The following is an 18581-nucleotide window of genomic DNA, read 5'->3' as shown; positions in this document are numbered from 1 at the left end:
TTGCCTGTCTTCTACTGATTCCCGGGAAATTATCCCGGGCCAGTGCCGGGGGAGTCATTTCCTCCGGCAGCAGGCGGTCATACAAGGACATCCGCGTGGTGCCGGGCGCGCGGCAGCCTGACGCCCGGGCACGGCGAAGGCCCGCCCGGCATGCCTCCCCCAAGGAAGCATGCCGGACGGGCCTGTGGAAGCGCGGGCTACAAGAAGGTGCTAAACCCCGGCAGGAACCTTCTGGTCCTGGGAGTTGTCCGGGGAATCCTTGCCGGCGGCAACTGCGTCCTGGATGTCCTGGGTTTCGAACGGCAGCTCGTCCAGGTCGATCAGCGGGTTCTCGTCCTGGGTCGCCACCAGTTCCTTGGCCTCGGCCTGGGTGTCCACGCTGGGCATGGAGCCCGGGAGCGGACGCTGGGCGGATTCCTTCAGGAAGTAGATGGCCACGGCGCCCACCAGCGAGGTGCCCATCAGGTAGTAGGCAGGCATCATGTCGTTGCCGGTGGCGCTGATCAGGGCCGCCACGATGAACGGTGTGGTTCCGCCGAAGATGGCCACGGAGAAGTTGTAGGCGATACCCATGGCGCCGTAACGGCTGGACGTGGGGAACTGCGCAGGCAGGGCCGAGGCCAGGTTGGCCACGTAGAACGTCACCGGGAAGGCGATCAGGGCCAGGCCGGCCAGGGTGGACCAGACTTCACCGATGCCGATGAGCATGAACGCCGGGGCGGCCAGGATGACGGTGCTCAGTGCGCCGATCCATAGCACAGGACGGCGGCCGATCCGGTCGGACAGCTTGCCCGTCAGTGGAATGCAGAGGCTCATGACCACCAGCACCGGGATGGTCAGCAGGGTACCGTGCACCTCGTCGTAGCCCTTGGATTCCGTGAGGTAGGTAGGCATGTAGGAGGTCAAGGCGTAGCCTGCCGTGTTGGCGGCGGCCACCAGGATCATCGCAACGATGATGGAGCGCCAGTAGGCCTTGACGATTCCCACCGGGCCCTTGGCAGCAGCGTCATCGGAGGCGGCAGCGTTCTTGGCGATGTCCTCCTGGGCGTCCAGGGTGGCCTGGAACTGCGGGGACTCCTCGATCTTGCTGCGGAAGTAGACGGCGATCAGGCCCAGCGGACCGGCAACCAGGAACGGGATGCGCCAGCCCCATTCCTCCATGGCGGCCTGTCCCAGCCCCAGTTGCAGGGCGGACACCAGCGCGGCGCCGAGGGCGAAGCCCAGGTAGCTGCCCATGTCCAGGAAGCTCGCGAAGAAACCGCGACGCTTGTCCGGGGCGTACTCGCTGACAAAGGTGGTGGCGCCGGCATACTCGCCGCCGGTGGAGAAACCCTGGACGATCTTGAGCAGTACCAGCAGGCCGGCGGCCCACAGCCCGATCTGCGCGTAGCCGGGAAGCAGGCCGATGGCGAACGTGCTCGCGGCCATCAGCATGAGCGTGGCGGCAAGGATCTTCTGCCGGCCCATCTTGTCGCCCATCCAGCCGAAGATCACGCCGCCCAGGGGACGGGCGATGAACGTGGCAGCGAAGGTTCCGAGCAGGAACAGGGTCTGCGTGGTGGGGTCGGACTCCGGCAGGAAGACAGGCCCCATGGTGGTGATGAGGTAGCCGAAGACGCCTACGTCGTACCATTCCATGGTGTTGCCCACGATGGTTCCGCCGAGTGCCTTTTTGAGCATCGGCTGGTTCACCACGTTGACGTCGGATTCCTTAAGCCGGCGGCGCGGCAGCCGCCGTGGTTTTTTCGCAGCCTTGGGGGCTGCCAGATCTGTTCCGCTGGCGTTCCTGGCGCCTGCTGAAGAGTCGGTCATGCTTCGGTCTGTGGGCATTTGGGCAACTCCTGTGGAGGTCATTTGCTTGCGACTTGTAGCTGCCCCGCTCCGGGCAGGCCTTCAATTTTACGGGAATTCCGTGGCGCACAGCCCCGGAATGCCGTAGTATCGACCACTTTGGGCCTGTTTCAGCGCGCGATTCGGGGTGACGTTTCCCGCCTTTTCCCGCGTCATTGCAGGGAAGACACGCTGGTGTGGCCATGGTTACGAAATCTTTTTCGGCGCAGCCGCCTCTTATGCCCCTTTGGACGGACGCCCGTACCTTAAGTGTGATCGGGGCCATGGCCTGTGCCTGTCGTGAAGGCGGCCATTTCCGCCCTGCCGGCATGCCGCCGTCGGCCTGTCCAAATCCCCGGGCAAAGGGGTTCACAGGCGGCTGCCCGGTGCCTATGGTGGAGCAATGGAAAAACCTTCTTCTTAAGCAGGCGGACCTGTGTGCCCGGACAGCGTCCGGCTGCACCCCGCCGTTCCTTTCAGGCCTGCGCATCGTGAGCCGGGGATGTCCCGGCAGCAGGCCGGCTGCGCAACTCCGCTGGCACGTCCAGCGGTTCCCCGGGGCCCCGGCCGCCGGGCAACACTTCAGTTCACTGCGGAAAGGAAGACCACATGGCTGACAACCGTGAAACCCACATCAAACCCGAGCTGGCAGACCACCTTGCGGCGGCCATGAACACTCCGGACCTGCCCGGACCGGCTATCACTGGCGGGACCGGAATGCCCAGGCAGAACTCGTGGCCGGACGGCAACGGGAAGCGCCGGCACCCGAAGGAGCGCGGCTCCGGACAGGGGAGGATGGGCCACGAAGCAGCGGTGACGGCCGTGCACCGCACAAGCCGGCCGCAGATGCCGCACTCGTCCTAGGCCCGGCCGGTTTCCGCCGGCGCCACACAAAACAACTATCGACACGGAAATTGCCTGGTGATCCCATTATTTGGGGGCGCCAGGCAATTTTCGCGTGGCGGATGAATCTTCGCGTCAGTCGTTCGTCTCAGGTCTCGCGGACCACCTCGGACGGATCCTTGTCCAGCCGCCAGCCGCGCCACCGTGGATGCCGCAGCCGCCCCGGGCCCGTCCACTCGCTGTACGTCACCTCGCCCACCAGTTGCGGCGCCACCCAGTGCGCGTCCGCTGCATCGGGGCGGGGGACGTCGCGAAAGGGTGACGTTTTCCTGGCCAGCCGCTCCACCGTCTGCCGGAGTTCGGCCAGTTCGCGGGTGCTGAAGCCGCTGCCCACCCGGCCCACATACTGCAGCTTGTCGCCGTCGGGGATACCCACCAGGAGCGATCCAACGGTGTCCTGGCGGCCGCCCTTGCCCGGCCGCCAGCCGCCCACCACCACTTCCTGGGTCTGTTCGATCTTGAGCTTGATCCAGGTGCGGGTGCGCTGCCCGCTCACATAGCGGCTGTCCGTCCGCTTGGCCATGACCCCCTCGAGGCCCAGCTCGCGCGCGCTCTCGAGGATGTGGTCGATGCGGTCGTCCAGCACGAGCGAGAGGTCCACGGGGCAGCCGGAGGGGCGGTAAAACTCCTCCAGCCGCTCGCGCCGCTTGCTGAGCGGAAGCCGGCGGAGGTCCGTTCCGCCGTCGGACAGCAGGTCGAAGAGAACCAGCCGGACGGGGATGGCCGTGCGGGCTTTTGCGACGTCAGCAGGCCGGGTGAGTTTCATGCGTCCCTGGAGCAGCCCGAAGTCGGGCCGGCCGTCCCCGCCGACGGCCACAATCTCGCCGTCGGCCACGAAGGGCTGCTCGGGCCAGCAGGAGCGGTCCGTTAGTTCCGGGTAGGTGCGGGTGACGTCGTTGCCGTTGCGGCTGAAGATGCGGACGCGCTGCGCGTCGGCCACGAGGAGGGCCCGCACGCCGTCCCACTTGAGCTCGAACTGCCAGTCGCTGCCCTGCAGGTCTGCCGGGTCACCGGCAGTGGCCATCATGGGGCCGAAATCTTCGGGGGAGGGAGCGGTGTCTGCCTTGGTCGCGGCTTCCGTCGATGCTGCGTCCTTTCGCGCCGCTGAAGGGGCCTTCGGCCCGCCAGCTTTCCCGGCTGGATCCACGGAACTTTCCGCTTGCCCGGCCGCGGGGGCTGCGTACCGCCGTCGTCCGCCTGCCTGCTCCTTGTCCATGAGATGGATCAGCCACTGCCCCTCGGCATCCTTGCCCTGCCCGCGGCCGGTGTGGATCAGCGCAAACTTCTTCGGGCTGCCCAGCCCGCCGCCCTCCGAACCGTGGAGGGTGGCGATGACCTCGCGGCCGTTGATCCACTTGTGCAGCTCATAGGTGCCGGTGTCCCAGATGGTCATCTCACCGGCGCCGTATTCCCCCTTGGGGATGGTGCCGTGGAACGTGAGATAGTCCATCGGGTGGTCCTCGGTCTGCACGGCGAGGTGGTTCTTGCCCCCGGATTCGGGGACGCCCTTGGGGATGGCCCAGGACACCAGGACACCGTCATGCTCCAGGCGGAGGTCGTAGTGCAGCCTGCTGGCGTGGTGCTCCTGGATGACGAACGCGTCGCCACTTCCGGCCGCGCCGCTGAACGGCTCGGGCGTGGCCTTCGGATCACGCATGGACCGGTACTTGGCCAGCCGGGGATTCGCGTCGTGCCCTTCGGAGCCCGCTGCTGACCCGCCCTGTGTTGACCCGCCGTGCGTGTCGACATCCCCCGAATGGGAGTCCGCGGCCTGTCCGGACGCGCTGACGACGACGGCGAACGGGTCCTTCCCGTCTTGCACCCGGCGCAGGACCTCGTGGTAGTCCAGGTGCTTCAACCGGCTGGAGCTGATCTCGCGCCACGTCCGCGGGGCGGCCACCATGGGCGTGGGCCGGCCCCGCAGAGAGTACGGCACGATGGTGGTCTTGGCTGCGTTGTTCTGGCTCCAGTCCACAAGCACCTTCCCCCTCCGGAGCGTCTTCTTCATGTCGCTGACGGCGAGGTCCGGGTGGTCGGCTTCCAGGGCGCGGGCAAGTTCGCGGGCGAAGGCGGAGATCTGGTCCGAACTCTGTGTCCCGTCCAGCGGCGCGTACAGGTGGATGCCCTTGCTGCCGCTGGTGACGGGGACAGGGTCCAGCCCCACGTCCTCCAGGATGGACCGGGCCAGGAGGGCAACCTCACGGCATTCCGGCAGGCCCGCGCCCTCACCCGGGTCAAGGTCCAGGACCAGGCGGTCCGGGTTCAGCTGGTTGCCGTGCGAATCCACGCGCCACTGGGGCACATGGATTTCCAGCGAGTTGATCTGGCCGAACCACGTGAGCGTGGCGGGATCGTTGACCAGCGGGTAGTAGATGGTCCGGTCCTTGTGCGTGATGGCGGCCCGTGGCAGCCAGCCTGGCGCCGAGTCCTCGAGGTTCTTCTGGAAGAACACCTCTCCGGGATGCTCCGCGGTCCCCACTCCGTTGACCCAGCGTTTCCGCGTTGCCGGCCGGTTGGCGGCGGCGGGAATCAGGACATGGGCCACGGCAGCGTAGTACGCCAGGACGTCCGCCTTGGTGGTTCCGGTCTGCGGATAGATGATTTTGTCCAGGTTGGTGAGCGTCAGTTCGCGGCCCGCCACCCGGACACGGTCCTTACCTGCGGGCATGGGTCTTCACCTCCGGCCCGGACTGATGTTGACTGTAGGGATGAGAGCCATCTGGAAGGGTGCCATCGCATTCGGGCTGGTCAACGTGCCCGTCAAGGTCTACAGCGCCACTGAGGATCATGACATCAGTCTGCACCAGGTTCACAATGCCGACGGCGGCAGGATCCGCTACCAGCGGCGGTGCGAGGTGTGCAGCGAGGTGGTCGACTACTCGGACATCGAGAAAGCGTACGAGGAAGACGGCCGGACGGTGATCCTCACCAAGGATGAGCTCAAGGCCATTCCGGCGGAGAACAGCCACGAGATCGACGTGGTGCAGTTCGTCCCGTCCGAGCAGCTTGAACCCATGATGTTCGAGAAGAGCTACTACCTGGAGCCGGACTCCAAGTCGCCCAAGGCGTACGTGCTGCTGCGGCGGGCGCTGGAGGACACGGACCGGGTGGCCATTGTGCAGTTCGCGCTGCGGGAGAAGACGCGGCTGGGGGCGCTGCGCATCAAGGACGACGTCCTGGTGCTGCAGTCCCTGCTGTGGCCGGACGAGGTACGGGAAGCCAACTTTCCCGCCCTGGACGCGTCCATCAAGATCTCCCCCCAGGAACGGGAGATGTCCGCCGCGCTGGTGGAGTCCATGGCGGCGGATTTCGACCCCGAATCCTTCACGGACGATTACCAGGTCCAGCTGCGCACGCTCATCGAAGCCAAGCTTGAGCAGGGTGAGTCGCTGGATACGGAAGCAACCTTCGGGGTGGAAGCGGGCGAAGGCGGCAAGGGCGAAGTCATTGACCTGATGGAGGCGCTGAAGCGGAGCCTGGACAAGAAGCGCGGGGGCGGGGCCGCTGCCCCAGCCGAGGAACCGGACGAGGAAGAAGAGGAAGAGGAGCCGGCCAAGCCTGCCCGCAGGGCTTCCGGATCGCGCGCGTCTTCCGGTGCGAAGACTGCAGAATCCGGAACCACCAAGTCCACCGCAGCCAAATCCACCACGGCGAAGACCACGGCCTCAAAGTCCACGGCGTCCAAACCGGCTGCCACGAAAACGTCCGGCACCAAGGCCGCAGCCTCGAAGACGACGGCCGCCAAGACCGCAGCGACCAAGAGCACAGGCACCAAGACGGCGTCCGAAAAAACCACGGCGTCGAAGCCGGCCACAACCAAAGCCCGCAAACCCGCATAATCCCGCCGATCCCTTTACAGCCAGTGCCCGCACGTCCACAATGGCTGAATCGCAGCCTCCGCTGTGCACACAGCGTGCTGCCACTCATCCCGAACGGAACGGCAGAGGGGCGCGGACATGAACGACCAAACGGAAGCGGCGGAGGCGGACCGGGCGCTCAAACAGAAGCACCGGGCCATGTGGGCGTCAGGGGATTACCCGGCCCTGGCGGATGAGATGCTGCTGGAATTGGGCGCCATCCTGGTGGAAGCCTGCGGAATCACGTCCCGCCACCGGGTTCTGGACGTGGCGGCCGGTTCCGGGAACGCGGCCATTCCGGCGGCGATGATGGGCGCCAAAGTGGTGGCCAGCGACCTCACCCCCGAGCTGTTCGAGGCCGGCCGCCGGGAGGCGGCAAACAGGGGAGTGAGCCTGGACTGGCAGGAGGCGGACGCCGAGGCCCTGCCGTTCGGCGACGCCGAGTTTGATGTGGTGATGTCCTGCCTGGGCACCATGTTCGCGCCAAACCACCAGAAAGCCGCCGACCAACTGGTGCGGGTGTGCAAACCCGGCGGGACCATCGGCCTGCTCAGCTGGACCCCGGAAGGATTCATCGGCCGGATGTTTGCCACCATGAAACCCTTCGCACCGCCGCCCCCGCCCGGTGCGCAGCCCGCGCCGCTGTGGGGGAGCGAGGACCACGTCCGGGAGCTGCTGGGGAACAGCATCACCGACGCCAAGGCCCGCAAGCAGACACTGGCGGTGCGCAGCTTCCACCAGCCCGCCGACTTCGTGCGCTACTTCAAGTCCCACTACGGCCCCACCATCTCGGTCTACAAGTTCATTGGTGAGGACGCGGACAAGGTCAAAGCCCTCGATGCCGCGCTCACGGAACTCGCCGACTCCTTCGGCGACGCCCACGGTGACACCCCCTTCCAGATGGAATGGGAGTACCTCCTGTTCACGGCGAAAAAGGCGTAGTGATGGCCGGCGGCCACTTGCGACCTCGACGCGGACATCCCGGAGAACTACCACACCCTCACCTGGACACCTGAGGCGCAGAACCAGGGGACCTGGCTCACGCTCGCCCAGGACAACAACGCCACGGAAGAGGCGGCCGCGCACGTAAAGGAGATGTGGGACAAGCTGGTGGGCGACGTGAAGGCGATCGCGAACGCGGCTGACTAACGTCCCCGCCAGGCGGGCAGGCGCTTTAAGCCAAGCGGCCGCCGTCGGACTTTCCCCAAAGGAAGGCCCGACGGCGGCCGCCGGCTCAGTGCTCGAAAGCAGCGAGGCTGCTACTCGGCGTCGTGGTCCGTTTCCAGGATCCGGACCAGGCGCTCCAGTGCATCGTCGGCGCCGTCGCCCTCGGCGCGGAGGACTACCTTGTCGCCGTGCGAGGCGCCCAGGCTCATGAGCGAAAGGATGCTTGCCGCGTCCATGGCCTCGTCGGCGGGCTCGCCTTCCTTGGCGATGGTGATGTCAAGGTCGAACTCTCCGGCTGCCTCGGCGAAAATCGCGGCGGGCCGGGCGTGCAGGCCCACGCGGCTGGCGACGGTTGCGGTGCGTTCTGGCATTGTTGCTCCTTTGTCTTGCGGCGTGCTGTGTTGCTGTGCCGGGTTTGGTAGTGGGTGGACCGGATCAGACCGTTGCTGGAACGGTTTCCACCGTAGCAGTGGTCTTGGGGGCTGCCCAGCGCTTCAGCGCGATCACGGCCAGTGCGCTCACGATGGTTCCGGCGATGATCGAGACCAGGAACATCACGAAGCTCTCGATGGCGAAGAACACGAAGAAACCGCCATGCGGTGCCTGCGAGGTGACGCCGAAGGCCATGGTCAGCGCGCCGGTCAGGGCCCCGCCCAGCATGCTGGCCGGAAGGACGCGCAGCGGGTCGGCGGCGGCGAACGGGATGGCGCCTTCGGAGATGAAGGAGGCACCCAGCAGCCAGGCGGCCTTGCCGTTCTCGCGTTCGGCCAGGGAGAAGAGCTTCTTGTCCAAAACGGTGGCCAGGGCCATCGCTAGCGGCGGAACCATGCCGGCGGCCATGACGGTGGCCATGATCTGCCACGGCGCCTGGTTGTCGGCGCTGCCGGCGCCCAATCCGGCGACGGCGAAGGCGTACGCAACCTTGTTCACGGGGCCGCCGAGGTCGAAGCACATCATGAGGCCCAGGATGATTCCCAGGATGACGGCGGAGGCACCGGTCATGCCGGACAGCCAGCCGTTGAGGGCGGTGGTGAGGCCAGCGATGGGGCCGCCGAGCACCAGGAACATCAGGCCGGAAGCCACGATGGAGGCGAGCAGCGGGATGATCACTACGGGCATCAGCCCGCGCAGCCAGCGTGGCACCTGCCAGGTGCCGATCACGTGCGCGATGTAGCCGGCCAGCAAGCCGCCCACGATGCCGCCCAGGAAGCCGGCGCCCATGAAGCCGGCCACTGCGCCGGCGACGAAGCCGGGGGCAATGCCGGGCCGGTCGGCGATGGCGTAGGCGATGTAGCCGGCCAGCGCGGGGACCAGGAAGCCCATGGACAGGGCACCGATCTTGAAGAACACGGCGCCCAGGTAAGCGGCGAGCCCGCCTTCGGGGAGGTTGCCGAAGCTGTTCTCCAGGACCACCGTGTCCGCAACATCGGTGATGTCGTAGCCGCCCAGCAGGAAGCCGAGGGCAATCAGCAAGCCACCACCAGCAACAAACGGAATCATGTAGCTGACGCCGGTGAGCAGGGCCCTCTTCAGCTTCTGGCCGATGTGCTCGCCCTTTTCCTCGGCGTCGCGCTCTGCCTGTTCCTCGGCACCGAAGTGCGGAACCCGGCGTGCGTTCGGGTTGTCAGCCGCGGCGAGAGCCTCCTGCACCATTTTGGCGGGCTCGTCGATGCCGCGCTTCACGGGGGCGTTGATCACGGGCTTGCCGGCAAAACGCTCCTTGCCGCGCACATCCACGTCCACCGCGAAGATCACCGCGTCGGCGGCAGCGATGACTGCCGGGTCCAGCGGCTTGGCGCCGGAGGAACCCTGCGTTTCCACCTGCAGGTCCACGCCGGCTTCCTGTGCAGCCGCCACCAAGGAGTCCGCTGCCATGTAGGTGTGGGCGATGCCGGTGGGGCATGCGGTGACAGCCACGAGCCGCTTGGGGCCCGAGGAACCAGCCGCTGCACTTGTGCCCGTACCTGCAACGGCGGAAGCGCCGGACTGGCCGGAAGTGTTCAGAGTTCCCGGCGTTCCATCTGCCGGTGCTGCGGCAGCGTGGGCGGCGGGCTTGTCCGCGAGGGCGCCGTCCACCAGGTCCACAATTTCCTCACGTGAGGAAGCGTTGCGCAGGGCTGCGGTGAAGTCCTTTTTGATGAGGGAGCGGGCCAGCTTGGAGAGCAGCTTCAGGTGCTCCTGGTCCGCGCCGTCCGGAGCGGCGATGAAGAAGATCAGGTCTGCCGGACCGTCCTTGGCGCCGAAGTCCACCTTCGGGTTGAGGCGCGCCATGGCCAGGGTGGGTTGGGTGACCGCGGCCGAGCGGCAGTGCGGGATGGCAATGCCGCCGGGGATACCGGTTGAAGTCTTCTCTTCGCGGGCGAAGGCGTCGGCGAAGAGGCCTTCAACCTCCGTTGCGCGTCCGGCGGCAGCTACTTTGCCTGCCAGGTGCCGGATCACCGACTCGGGAGCGTTGCCCAGGTTCTGGTCGAGCTCGACCAGTTCCGTGGTGATGAGCTGAGTCACTGTCAATCCTTTCGAAGGGCCGTGATGGTTACGGCATCCGGGGTTGTTTGGTGGACTGCCGGAACCGTTGAACCGGGCAGGGAGGCGGCAGCGGCACCGTGGGCCACAGCCTGACGAAGGCAATCGGCCGGGGATGCACCCTGGCCGTGGGCGAGCAGATAGCCGGCCAACGCGGAATCGCCCGCGCCCACCGTGCTGACTGCGGTGACCGGCGGATGCGTGGCCAGCCACGCGCCGTCGGCCGTTACCAGGACAGCTCCCTTGGATCCGAGAGTTGCCAGCACAGCACCCACACCGGCTCGAACGACGGCGGCAGCGGCTGCCGCTGCGGCCACGGGGTCCGCTTCCAGTTCGTCAGCGGTGGCCGGGGCAAAACCGGCCGCGGTGGCCAGCTCTGCCAGTTCTTCGGCGTTGGGCTTGAGGAGGTCCGGCATGCCTGCCGCGCCGCCGGTAAGGGCGGCGGCGAGTGGCTGGCCGGATGAGTCGACGGCGATCCGGGGGGCGGCGCCGTCGGCGGATGAACGCAGGCGTTGGGCCGCCGTCGCGTAGAAATCGGCCGGGAAGCCCGGCGGCAGCGAGCCGGCCAGGACCACCCAGCTGGCACCGCGGGACGTCTCCAGCAGCAGCTTGAGCAGGGCCTCCTGCTGGTTTTCATCCAGGGCGGGGCCGGGCTCGTTGATCTTGGTGGTCACGCCGCCGGGCTCGGTGAGGGCAACGTTGGTGCGCAGCGGCTCGTCGATGGGCAGCGAGGCGAACGGCACGGCGCTGTCCCGGAGGCCGGCAAGCACGGGATCGCTGTCCGCACCCGGGAGCACGGCCATGGACTCCAGGCCGGAGGCCACCAGGGCGCGGGACACGTTGACGCCCTTGCCCCCCGACTCCTGGCTGACGGATACGGCGCGCTGCACCTCGCCGCGTTCCAGCGGCCCGGGCAGGGCCACGGTGCGGTCCAGGCTGGGGTTCGCGGTGAAGGTGACGATCATGCGATCACCACATCTACGCCGGCTTCTTCCAGTGCGGCTGCCAGTTCAGGTCCGGGTTCACTGTCTGTAATCAAGGTGTCCAGGTCTTTCAGGGAGGCGAACTGGACCAGGGTTTCCGTGTCCAGCTTGGAGGAATCGGCCAGCACCACAATGCGGCGTGCCGAATGGACGAAGGCTGCCTTGACGGCGGCCTCTTCGGGATCGGGAGTGCTGAGGCCAAAGTCCGCGTGGATGCCGTTGGTGCCTAAGAAGGCGATGTCCGGGCGGATTCTTGCCGCGGCGTCCACGGTGGCCTGGCCCACGGCCACCTGGGTGATTCCGCGGACCCGGCCGCCCAGGATTTGCAGTGCTATGCCGGGGACATTGGAGAGCTTGGCGGCGATGGGCACGGCGTGGGTTATGGCCACGAGTTCGGGCCGGAGTTCACCTGATTCGGTTGGATCGACGGCGGAGCGGCGGGAAAGCATGTCCGCCAGGACTTCGGTGGTGGTGCCGCCGTCGAGCAGGACGCTGGCAGTCTTGTTGCGGGGGATGAGGGCAAGCGCGGCCTCGGCGATCCGGATTTTCTGGTCGGGGCGCTGGATGGCGCGGTCGGTGATGCTTTCCTCGGTGGTGCTGAATCGGTCCGCCGCTACGGCGCCGCCGTGCACGCGGCGTACTGTTCCTGCAGTCTCAAGGGTGGCGAGGTCCCGGCGGACGGTTTCGGTGGTGATGCGGAAGCGCTCGGCCAGGTGGGTCACGCTGACCCGGCCGCTGCCGGCAACAAGCTCGGCAATCTTCTGCTGGCGCTCCTCGGCGAACACATACCCTCCGTTGCGTAGGTTGCTGGTGCTGGGGTTAGCGATGCCGCCGCTGCTCGGGGTCTCCGAAACCTGGGTGACTGACATCACATGATGTTGGCTTACTTGACTTTATCTTTGCTTCTGTTGGTTTGTCAATGGAAATCAACACGAAACAAAATGCTGACCCTCGCCTTCAGAGTTTTTGTCCAGATAAGGCGACTTATCCGCCCTCGAAGTCGCTTTATCTGGACAAGAATTCCAACGAGCAAGGCGAAGGCCGGGCCTGACTGCAGTGGTCCGGCCCGGCCTCCCGGGTGTGTAGGGCATCTGGTGCCCCAGGCATGTCCTGCCTTACTTGGTGCTTCGGGTGGGTTAGAGCCCGCCGTCCCGGCTTTCATTGCGCGTGATGCGTTCGCCGGTGTTCGGATCCACCACCGAGCGGGTCTCGCTGATGCGCCGGCTGCGCCCGGGGGAGGCAAGGATGAGGGATGCGATCAGCCCAATGACGCCCACGGCCATCAGGATGTAGCCGATGAGCACCTGGTCGACGGCGGGGATCAGGCCCGGAGCAACCGCCCAGGCGAGGATGGCGCCGAGGGCGATAAGGAAAATGGAGGATCCGATTCTCATGTCTTGCTCCTTCTGGTCGAGGATGGGCGTTGTCTTAGCCCGCGACAGATGCTAAGCATGCTGTCTGTTAATCGCAACGCTACAGCCCTGTGCGGCCCTGATCAACGATGTGGGAGGCCGCTGCGCGTTTCATCTCTGTAACGGCTGGCTAGGCTGGTCCGATGGAAACGGTTGTGTGGTCCAAGCCCGAGGACCAGCGCGCAGGCACTCCCTTGCTGGTGATGATGCACGGCTACGGTACGGACGAGTCCCGCATGGTCCGGCTCTTTGACTACCTCCCCTCCGAGTTCACCTTCGCCGCCCTCCGGGCGCCGATGCCCATCGGCGACCACTACGGCTGGTTCCTGCTGGACTATTTCCTGGTCAACGACTTCGCCGAGGTCATCTCGGCCACCAATGCCGTGCATGGGTGGGTCAATACAGTCAAGGGCCAGCACACGAGCGTCAGCCTGATGGGATACTCGCAGGGCATGGCCATGGCAAGCACGCTGCTGCGGCTGCATCCCCAGGCCTATGCGTCGGTAGTAGGACTCTCCGGCTTCGTCCTGAACAACGAACTGCTGGCCCTCACAGACTCCTTCGACGCCAAGCCGCCCTTTTTTTGGGGCCGCGACAAGGCGGACCTCGTGATCAACGACGACGCCATCGCCTACACCGCCGACTGGCTCGAGAAGAACACCCTCCTGACCAGCAGGACCTACCCCGGCATGGGGCATGCGATGTCAAAAGCGGAAATGGTTGACGTCAGCGCATTCCTCCGCCACTACATCCTCCGCTGAGCGCGGAAACTTAGTATTCCGGTGTGCGATTTCCGTCACATCCAGGCCAGTGTCACCAACTGCAAAAAAACAGTTGCACGCCAAATTTGTAAGCGCTTACACTCATCTACGGCCCCTCATGAGGCTTTGAACTGGGCGGATAAGGAGGCGAGGAACATGGAGGCAACAAACCGCCGCCACGAGCCTGCGCAGTCCCGGTTCGTGTGGGCACCCCATCGCAGCGTGACGCGGCAGATTTCTGTTCCCCAAAGTTGTCCTTCACCGGCAACAGGCACATGATGGAAGACGTATCTGGACCAGCAGGGACCCCGCGCCGCAGCAATTTCCTCCGGCAGCCGCGCCTGTGCTGGTCACCCGGGCACCGAAGCCACCTCCCCCATACTCCGTCTTCACGGCTGCCCGCCGTCTGAAAGGACAAACCGCTGATGACTGCATCGCCTGCCACAGAGACTGCCGCCTGGACTGGCGCTTCTGCCATCCTGTTCGACCTGGACGGCGTGCTGACCCCCACGGCCACCGTGCACGAACAGGCCTGGCAGGAACTGTTTGATGGCTATCTCGCCTCCCAACCGGAGGTGGCGGCATACCGCGAAAGCGACTACTTCGACCACATCGACGGCAAGCCGCGCTTCGACGGCGTCCGCGACTTCCTGGCCTCCCGGGGAATCGTGCTCCCCGAAGGCCCCCTGGATGACGATCCGGCCAACTCCACCGTCCAGGGCCTGGGCAACCGGAAGAACCGCATCTTCAACGACATCGTCAGCACTGGCGTCGAACCGTTCGAGGGCTCGGTGCGGTTCCTCCGGGCCGCTCTTGAACGCGGGCTGAAGGTCGCCGTCGTCTCTTCCTCCCGGAATGCGCCGGCGGTCCTGGAAGCCGCCGGGCTCAGCCACCACTTTCCCGTGGTGGTGGATGGCGTGCTGGCGGCCAAGGAAGGCCTGCCCGGCAAACCCAGCCCCGCCACCTACCAATACGCTGCCCGGCTGCTGGGACTGGCCACCGAGGAATGCGTTGTGGTGGAGGACGCCGTGTCCGGAGTCCAGGCAGGCCAGGCAGGTTCGTTCCACTCGGTCATCGGCGTGGACCGCGGCGCTGGCCGGCAGACCCTCCTCGACGCCGGGGCAACGCTGGTGGTCCAGGACCTGCAGGAATTGGTGCCCTAACCACCGTCAGCAGGGTGGCAGCTGTTTCCCCGCAGCAGCCATCCAGGCACCGCACCCCCTTCGAATAACATTTGCCGGCACGGCCGGCAGCTCAGTAAACGCCAAAAGGACCCCAACACCATGGCACTCATCACCGCGGACCGTGAGCGGTTCCCGAATATCCCTTGGCAGCTCGTCGAGGCGCGCCACGAGCCGGGCGACGCCGGAACCCTGGAGACGCTTTTTGCCCTCGGCAACGGGCACCTTGGAATCCGGGGCGCGCACTGGGCCGCCGCGGACGCCGAGCTGCCGGGCAGTTTCATCAACGGGCTGCACGAGATCTGGGACATCAAGCACGCCGAGAATGCCTTTGGTTTCGCCCGCACGGGCCAGCGCATCCTGTACATCCCTGATGCCAACAACTTCACCGTGGTTGTTGACGGTGAGCCCCTCAGCCTCGCCGAATCCGAGGTTCTTGACTACCGGCGGACCCTCGACTTCGCCACCGGCGTGTACGAGTGCCGGATCACGTGGCAGTGCCGCTCCGGCGCCACCGTGACCACCACGGAACGCCGGGCCCTGGGCTTCGAGTCCCGGGGCAGCCTGGCCATCTCCCTCTCGGTTGCCACGGACCAGGATGTGTCACTGGATGTGACGTCTTCCGTCATCAACCGGCAGGACCAGCCCGTCGAGGACCACTCTGTCCATGATCCGCGCCGTGCGGGCCGGCACGCCGGGCGCGTGCTGCTGCCGCTGCGGCTCGACGGCGGCGACGGCTCGCTCCGGCTCGCCTGGGAAGCCGCGGAGTCCAAGCAACGCGTGGGCATCGCTGTGGACCACTGGACCTCCACCGGCTACCAGCCCTTCGAGACGCTGGTGGACCAGGATGACAGCACTGTCCGGTATGTCCTGGCCGTCAGCCCGGACCAGCCGTTCACCCTGGAGAAGAGCATCAGCTACGCCGCGGGTGCCGCGGTCCTGGACCCCGCCGCAGATGCCGCCGACGTTGCTGAAGCGGGTCTGCGGCCGGTTCAGGACATCTTTGCCGAGAGCGAAGCCCACTACCGCCGCTACTGGGCCACCTCGGACATCGTGGTGGACGGCGGAAACCCGCAGCTGCAGCAGGCCATCCGCTGGAACCTGTTCCAGCTGGCCCAGGCCACCGCACGGGCAGGCGTGGCCGGCATTCCCGCCAAGGGCGTGACCGGTTCCGGCTACGAGGGCCACTACTTCTGGGACCAGGAGGTGTACCTCCTGCCGTACATGACGTACACCAACCCGGAGGGCGCCCGGCAGGTCCTGGAGTTCCGGCACGGGATGCTCCCCGAGGCCCAGATCCGTGCCAAGGAACTGAGCGTGGACGGCGCCCTGTTCCCGTGGCGCACCATCAACGGCCTGGAAGCCAGCGCCTACTACGCCGCCGGCACCGCCCAGTTCCACATCGCAGCCGCCATCGCCTTTGCCACCAACCGTTACCTGTGGGCCACCGGCGATACCGCGTTCCAGGACGGCATGGGAGCCGAGCTGCTGATCGAGACCGCGCGCATGTGGATCTCGCTGGGCTTCTTCGGCAAGGACGGGCTGTTCCACATCCATGGCGTCACCGGACCGGACGAGTACACCGCCGTGGTCAACGACAACCTGTACACCAACGTCATGGCCCGGTTTAATCTGCGTGCCGCGGCGGCCCTGGAGCACGCGGGCATCACCCAGGAGGAGCGCCAGTTGTGGGAGGCGGCCGCCAACCGTATGCAGCTGCCGTTCGACGACCGGATGCAGGTGCACTCCCAGGATGCCGACTTCATGACCCTGGAACCGTGGGACTGGACCACGCCGCGGTCCAAGTACCCGCTGCTGCTGCACTTCCACCCGCTGGTGATCTACCGCCACCAGGTCCTCAAGCAGGCTGACACGGTCCTGGCCATGTTCCTGCAGTGGCAGGACTTCACCGCGGAGGAAAAGCAGCGCGCCTTCGATTTCTACGATCCCATCACCACCGGCGATTCCACCCTGTCCGCCTGCGTTCAGGGCATCATGGCCGCGGAGGTGGGGTATTCCAGGGAGGCACTGGAGCACTTCACCAACGCAGTGTTCATCGACCTGGACGACACCCACGGGAACACCATCGACGGCGTCCACATCGCCTCCACCGGCGGGGTGTGGAGCTCGCTGGTCTGCGGGTTTGCGGGCCTGCGTGACCAGGGCCCCGCGCCGTACTTCGATCCGCGGCTGCCGGCGGAGTGGAACGGGCTGACCTTCCATCTCAAGGTCCGCGGCCGCCTGCTGCTGGTGCAGCTCACAGCCGAATCCATCACCCTCACCGTCCAGGAGGGCGAACCGCTGGAGGTGGACGTCCGCGGGCAGCTGCAGGCCGTCGGCGCCCATCCGGTCCGTGTGGCACTGGATCCGGTCACCGAGCCGGAGCCCACCGTCTTCCCGAGCGGCCTGCCCACGGCGAGCATCCCGGTGGTGCGGGGCAAGAGCTGACGTCCGACGGCGGGAGGAGACGGCGGCCGGACGCGCGCCTTAGTCTCCTGCCGCCGTCGCGCGTTGCACTTCCGGTGTCCTGTCCAGGGGGTGGGCCAGTTCGTCGGCGGGCATCTTCGCAGCGGCCACGGCGATGACCGCCATGATGGGGCAGACGCCGCCGGCCACCAGGAAGATCAGCCAGATGGGCAGCACCTCCGCGGCCGGACCGGCCAGGGCCATGGACACCGGCATCAGCGCGAGCGAGACGAAGAAATCGAGGCTGGAAACCCGGCCCAGCAGGTGCGGCGGAACCCGCCGCTGGAGCAGCGTTCCCCAGATGACCATGCCCACGCTGCCGGTCACGCCCCACACGAACGTGGCTGCCGCGATCACCCAGAAGTTGTCCATGAGCCCGACGGCGGCCAGCGGCATGCTGCCGAGGCCCCAGGACACCATCATCACCGTGAGGTAGCGCTTCGGCAGCCGGAGTGAGGCGGTGACGAGGGAACCCAGCGCGGCGCCCACGCCCATGATGGCCAGCAGGAAACCGAACATGCTGGAATCGCCGCCCAGCTGGTCCCGCACCACGAACGGCAGCAGCACCTCGATGGGGCCGATCAGGAAGAGTACCGAGATGCACGCCCAGATCAGGGTCCACAGCAGCCACGGGGTGCGGAGGGTGTAGCTGACGCCCTCGCGCAGGTCATGCAAGAAAGACTGTTTCCGCTGCTCCCCGGCGGTCTGTTCATGTCCGCCGGGCTGCGCCGCCAGGGTGTGGCGGGCCAGGAAGTTCAGCACGATGAACGCCAGCAGGTGGCACAGGGCCACGCCCGTCACCGCATGCGACGGCGAGAGCGCAGCCACCAGGATGCCCGCAACAGCAGGGCCGGCCGCCTGCTGGAGGACCGGGCGCATGGTGCCTTCCATCCCGTTGGCAGCCAGCAGGTCTTCGGCAGGGAGGATGCGCGGCAGGATGGCCGAATAGGCGGGGAAGAAGAAGGCGGCGCCTATGCCCAGGACGAACGCACCCGCCGCGAGGTGCCACAGCTGCAGCAAGCCGGCCACCGCCAGTCCGCTGATGGTTGCGATGACTGCCAGGTTGGCGCCCTCGACGGCGATGATCAGCTGGCGCTGCGGGATGCGGTCGGCTGCGATGCCGCCGGCCAGGACGAACGCCACTAGCCCGATGCTTCCGGCAGCCGCCACCAGGGAGAGCTCGAGGGGTCCTCCGCCGAGCTGTATGACTTGGTAGACCATTGCCACGGCCCACATCCCGGACCCGAAGATCGAGATGGCCAGCGCCGCGATCAGTACCCGGTACTCACGGTGGGCAAAGGGGCGCAGGGCTTTGGGGGCGGGCATACGCCCCAGTTTATGCCCGCCCTTGGCTGCCTGATGCCCCCAACCTGCACCAGGCAGGCGCTATCCCGCGAGGAGGCTGGCGGCTTCCTGGCGGGTGGTGCCGGAGTCCTGGATGCCGTCGGCGATGTGGGCGAGTTCGGCGGGGATGTCGCGGCCTTTTTTGCGCATGGCG

Annotated in this window: 14 protein-coding genes and 1 pseudogene; 6 read left to right on the top strand and 9 right to left on the bottom strand. The window is 66.6% G+C overall.

Annotated elements, in window-relative coordinates; all coding sequences use genetic code 11:
* Positions 1-210: 210 nt before the first annotated feature.
* Positions 211-1830, bottom strand: a complete 1620-nt coding sequence (locus tag AC5RT3_RS11665; protein WP_494052650.1) for an MFS transporter — start codon at positions 1828-1830, stop codon at positions 211-213.
* 609 nt (positions 1831-2439) lie between these two features.
* On the opposite strand from AC5RT3_RS11665, the gene AC5RT3_RS11660 reads away from it, so the two are divergent.
* Complete coding sequence (locus tag AC5RT3_RS11660) at positions 2440-2694, top strand: hypothetical protein (protein ID WP_494011742.1); 255 nt, start codon at positions 2440-2442, stop codon at positions 2692-2694.
* Positions 2695-2821: 127 nt separating this feature from the next.
* On the opposite strand, the gene AC5RT3_RS11655 is transcribed toward AC5RT3_RS11660, so the two are convergent.
* Positions 2822-5401, bottom strand: coding sequence for an ATP-dependent DNA ligase (locus AC5RT3_RS11655; protein ID WP_494052651.1), 2580 nt, complete (start codon positions 5399-5401; stop codon positions 2822-2824).
* A 40-nt stretch (positions 5402-5441) separates the two neighbouring features.
* Between AC5RT3_RS11655 and ku the strand changes: the two genes are divergently transcribed.
* Together ku and AC5RT3_RS11645 are read left to right on the top strand one after the other, a co-directional pair.
* Complete coding sequence (gene ku, locus AC5RT3_RS11650; protein WP_494052652.1) at positions 5442-6572, top strand: non-homologous end joining protein Ku; 1131 nt, start codon at positions 5442-5444, stop codon at positions 6570-6572.
* A gap of 117 nt (positions 6573-6689) precedes the next feature.
* On the top strand, positions 6690-7532 hold the full coding sequence (locus tag AC5RT3_RS11645) for a class I SAM-dependent methyltransferase (RefSeq protein ID WP_494052653.1): 843 nt from the start codon (positions 6690-6692) through the stop codon (positions 7530-7532).
* Positions 7533-7849: 317 nt separating this feature from the next.
* Here the strand turns inward: AC5RT3_RS11645 and AC5RT3_RS11640 are convergent, their stop codons facing one another.
* The 5 genes from AC5RT3_RS11640 to AC5RT3_RS11620 all read right to left on the bottom strand — a co-directional run bounded on the left by AC5RT3_RS11640 (position 7850) and on the right by AC5RT3_RS11620 (position 12657).
* Positions 7850-8128: an HPr family phosphocarrier protein gene (locus tag AC5RT3_RS11640; RefSeq protein ID WP_494052654.1), complete on the bottom strand. Its 279-nt coding sequence runs from the start codon at positions 8126-8128 to the stop codon at positions 7850-7852.
* 64 nt (positions 8129-8192) lie between these two features.
* Positions 8193-10262 (bottom strand): PTS fructose transporter subunit IIABC, encoded by a 2070-nt coding sequence (locus tag AC5RT3_RS11635; RefSeq protein WP_494124263.1) that lies wholly within the window; start codon positions 10260-10262, stop codon positions 8193-8195.
* Positions 10263-10264: 2 nt separating this feature from the next.
* Positions 10265-11245, bottom strand: a complete 981-nt coding sequence (locus AC5RT3_RS11630) for a 1-phosphofructokinase family hexose kinase (protein WP_494011736.1) — start codon at positions 11243-11245, stop codon at positions 10265-10267.
* Positions 11242-12048, bottom strand: a complete 807-nt coding sequence (locus AC5RT3_RS11625) for a DeoR/GlpR family DNA-binding transcription regulator (protein WP_494011815.1) — start codon at positions 12046-12048, stop codon at positions 11242-11244. The genes AC5RT3_RS11630 and AC5RT3_RS11625 overlap by 4 nt, the downstream gene beginning before the upstream one ends.
* Before the next feature lie 351 nt (positions 12049-12399).
* Positions 12400-12657: a DUF6458 family protein gene (locus AC5RT3_RS11620; RefSeq protein WP_494011735.1), complete on the bottom strand. Its 258-nt coding sequence runs from the start codon at positions 12655-12657 to the stop codon at positions 12400-12402.
* Between the two features lie 161 nt (positions 12658-12818).
* On the opposite strand from AC5RT3_RS11620, the gene AC5RT3_RS11615 reads away from it, so the two are divergent.
* From AC5RT3_RS11615 to AC5RT3_RS11605, 3 genes are all read left to right on the top strand, one after another.
* The gene (locus AC5RT3_RS11615) at positions 12819-13436 is read left to right on the top strand and encodes an alpha/beta hydrolase (RefSeq protein ID WP_494011734.1); all 618 of its coding nucleotides are present in this window, start codon (positions 12819-12821) and stop codon (positions 13434-13436) included.
* A gap of 425 nt (positions 13437-13861) precedes the next feature.
* A complete protein-coding gene (locus tag AC5RT3_RS11610; protein WP_494052657.1) occupies positions 13862-14599 on the top strand; it encodes an HAD family hydrolase in 738 nt (245 codons plus the stop codon).
* Between the two features lie 120 nt (positions 14600-14719).
* A complete protein-coding gene (locus tag AC5RT3_RS11605) occupies positions 14720-17065 on the top strand; it encodes a glycoside hydrolase family 65 protein (RefSeq protein WP_494052658.1) in 2346 nt (781 codons plus the stop codon).
* 39 nt (positions 17066-17104) lie between these two features.
* On the opposite strand, the gene AC5RT3_RS11600 is transcribed toward AC5RT3_RS11605, so the two are convergent.
* The gene (locus tag AC5RT3_RS11600; RefSeq protein WP_494124262.1) at positions 17105-18409 is read right to left on the bottom strand and encodes an MFS transporter; all 1305 of its coding nucleotides are present in this window, start codon (positions 18407-18409) and stop codon (positions 17105-17107) included.
* A gap of 60 nt (positions 18410-18469) precedes the next feature.
* Positions 18470-18581: pseudogene (locus AC5RT3_RS11595) on the bottom strand (lipoyl synthase); the annotation flags it as partial.

The organism is Arthrobacter sp. Y3221159, assembly GCF_059089885.1.
Note: the sequence above shows the minus strand (reverse complement) of the source record. Positions and strands in the feature narration are given on the sequence as shown.

Excerpts from the sequence above, each read along its gene's own strand:
- AC5RT3_RS11665 (WP_494052650.1), bottom strand. The coding sequence starts at position 1,830 with ATGCCCACAGACCGAAGCATGACCGACTCTTCAGCAGGCGCCAGGAAC.
- AC5RT3_RS11660 (WP_494011742.1), top strand. The coding sequence starts at position 2,440 with ATGGCTGACAACCGTGAAACCCACATCAAACCCGAGCTGGCAGACCAC.
- AC5RT3_RS11655 (WP_494052651.1), bottom strand. The coding sequence starts at position 5,401 with ATGCCCGCAGGTAAGGACCGTGTCCGGGTGGCGGGCCGCGAACTGACG.
- ku (WP_494052652.1), top strand. The coding sequence starts at position 5,442 with ATGAGAGCCATCTGGAAGGGTGCCATCGCATTCGGGCTGGTCAACGTG.
- AC5RT3_RS11645 (WP_494052653.1), top strand. The coding sequence starts at position 6,690 with ATGAACGACCAAACGGAAGCGGCGGAGGCGGACCGGGCGCTCAAACAG.
- AC5RT3_RS11640 (WP_494052654.1), bottom strand. The coding sequence starts at position 8,128 with ATGCCAGAACGCACCGCAACCGTCGCCAGCCGCGTGGGCCTGCACGCC.
- AC5RT3_RS11630 (WP_494011736.1), bottom strand. The coding sequence starts at position 11,245 with ATGATCGTCACCTTCACCGCGAACCCCAGCCTGGACCGCACCGTGGCC.
- AC5RT3_RS11620 (WP_494011735.1), bottom strand. The coding sequence starts at position 12,657 with ATGAGAATCGGATCCTCCATTTTCCTTATCGCCCTCGGCGCCATCCTC.
- AC5RT3_RS11615 (WP_494011734.1), top strand. The coding sequence starts at position 12,819 with ATGGAAACGGTTGTGTGGTCCAAGCCCGAGGACCAGCGCGCAGGCACT.
- AC5RT3_RS11610 (WP_494052657.1), top strand. The coding sequence starts at position 13,862 with ATGACTGCATCGCCTGCCACAGAGACTGCCGCCTGGACTGGCGCTTCT.
- AC5RT3_RS11605 (WP_494052658.1), top strand. The coding sequence starts at position 14,720 with ATGGCACTCATCACCGCGGACCGTGAGCGGTTCCCGAATATCCCTTGG.
- AC5RT3_RS11600 (WP_494124262.1), bottom strand. The coding sequence starts at position 18,409 with ATGCCCGCCCCCAAAGCCCTGCGCCCCTTTGCCCACCGTGAGTACCGG.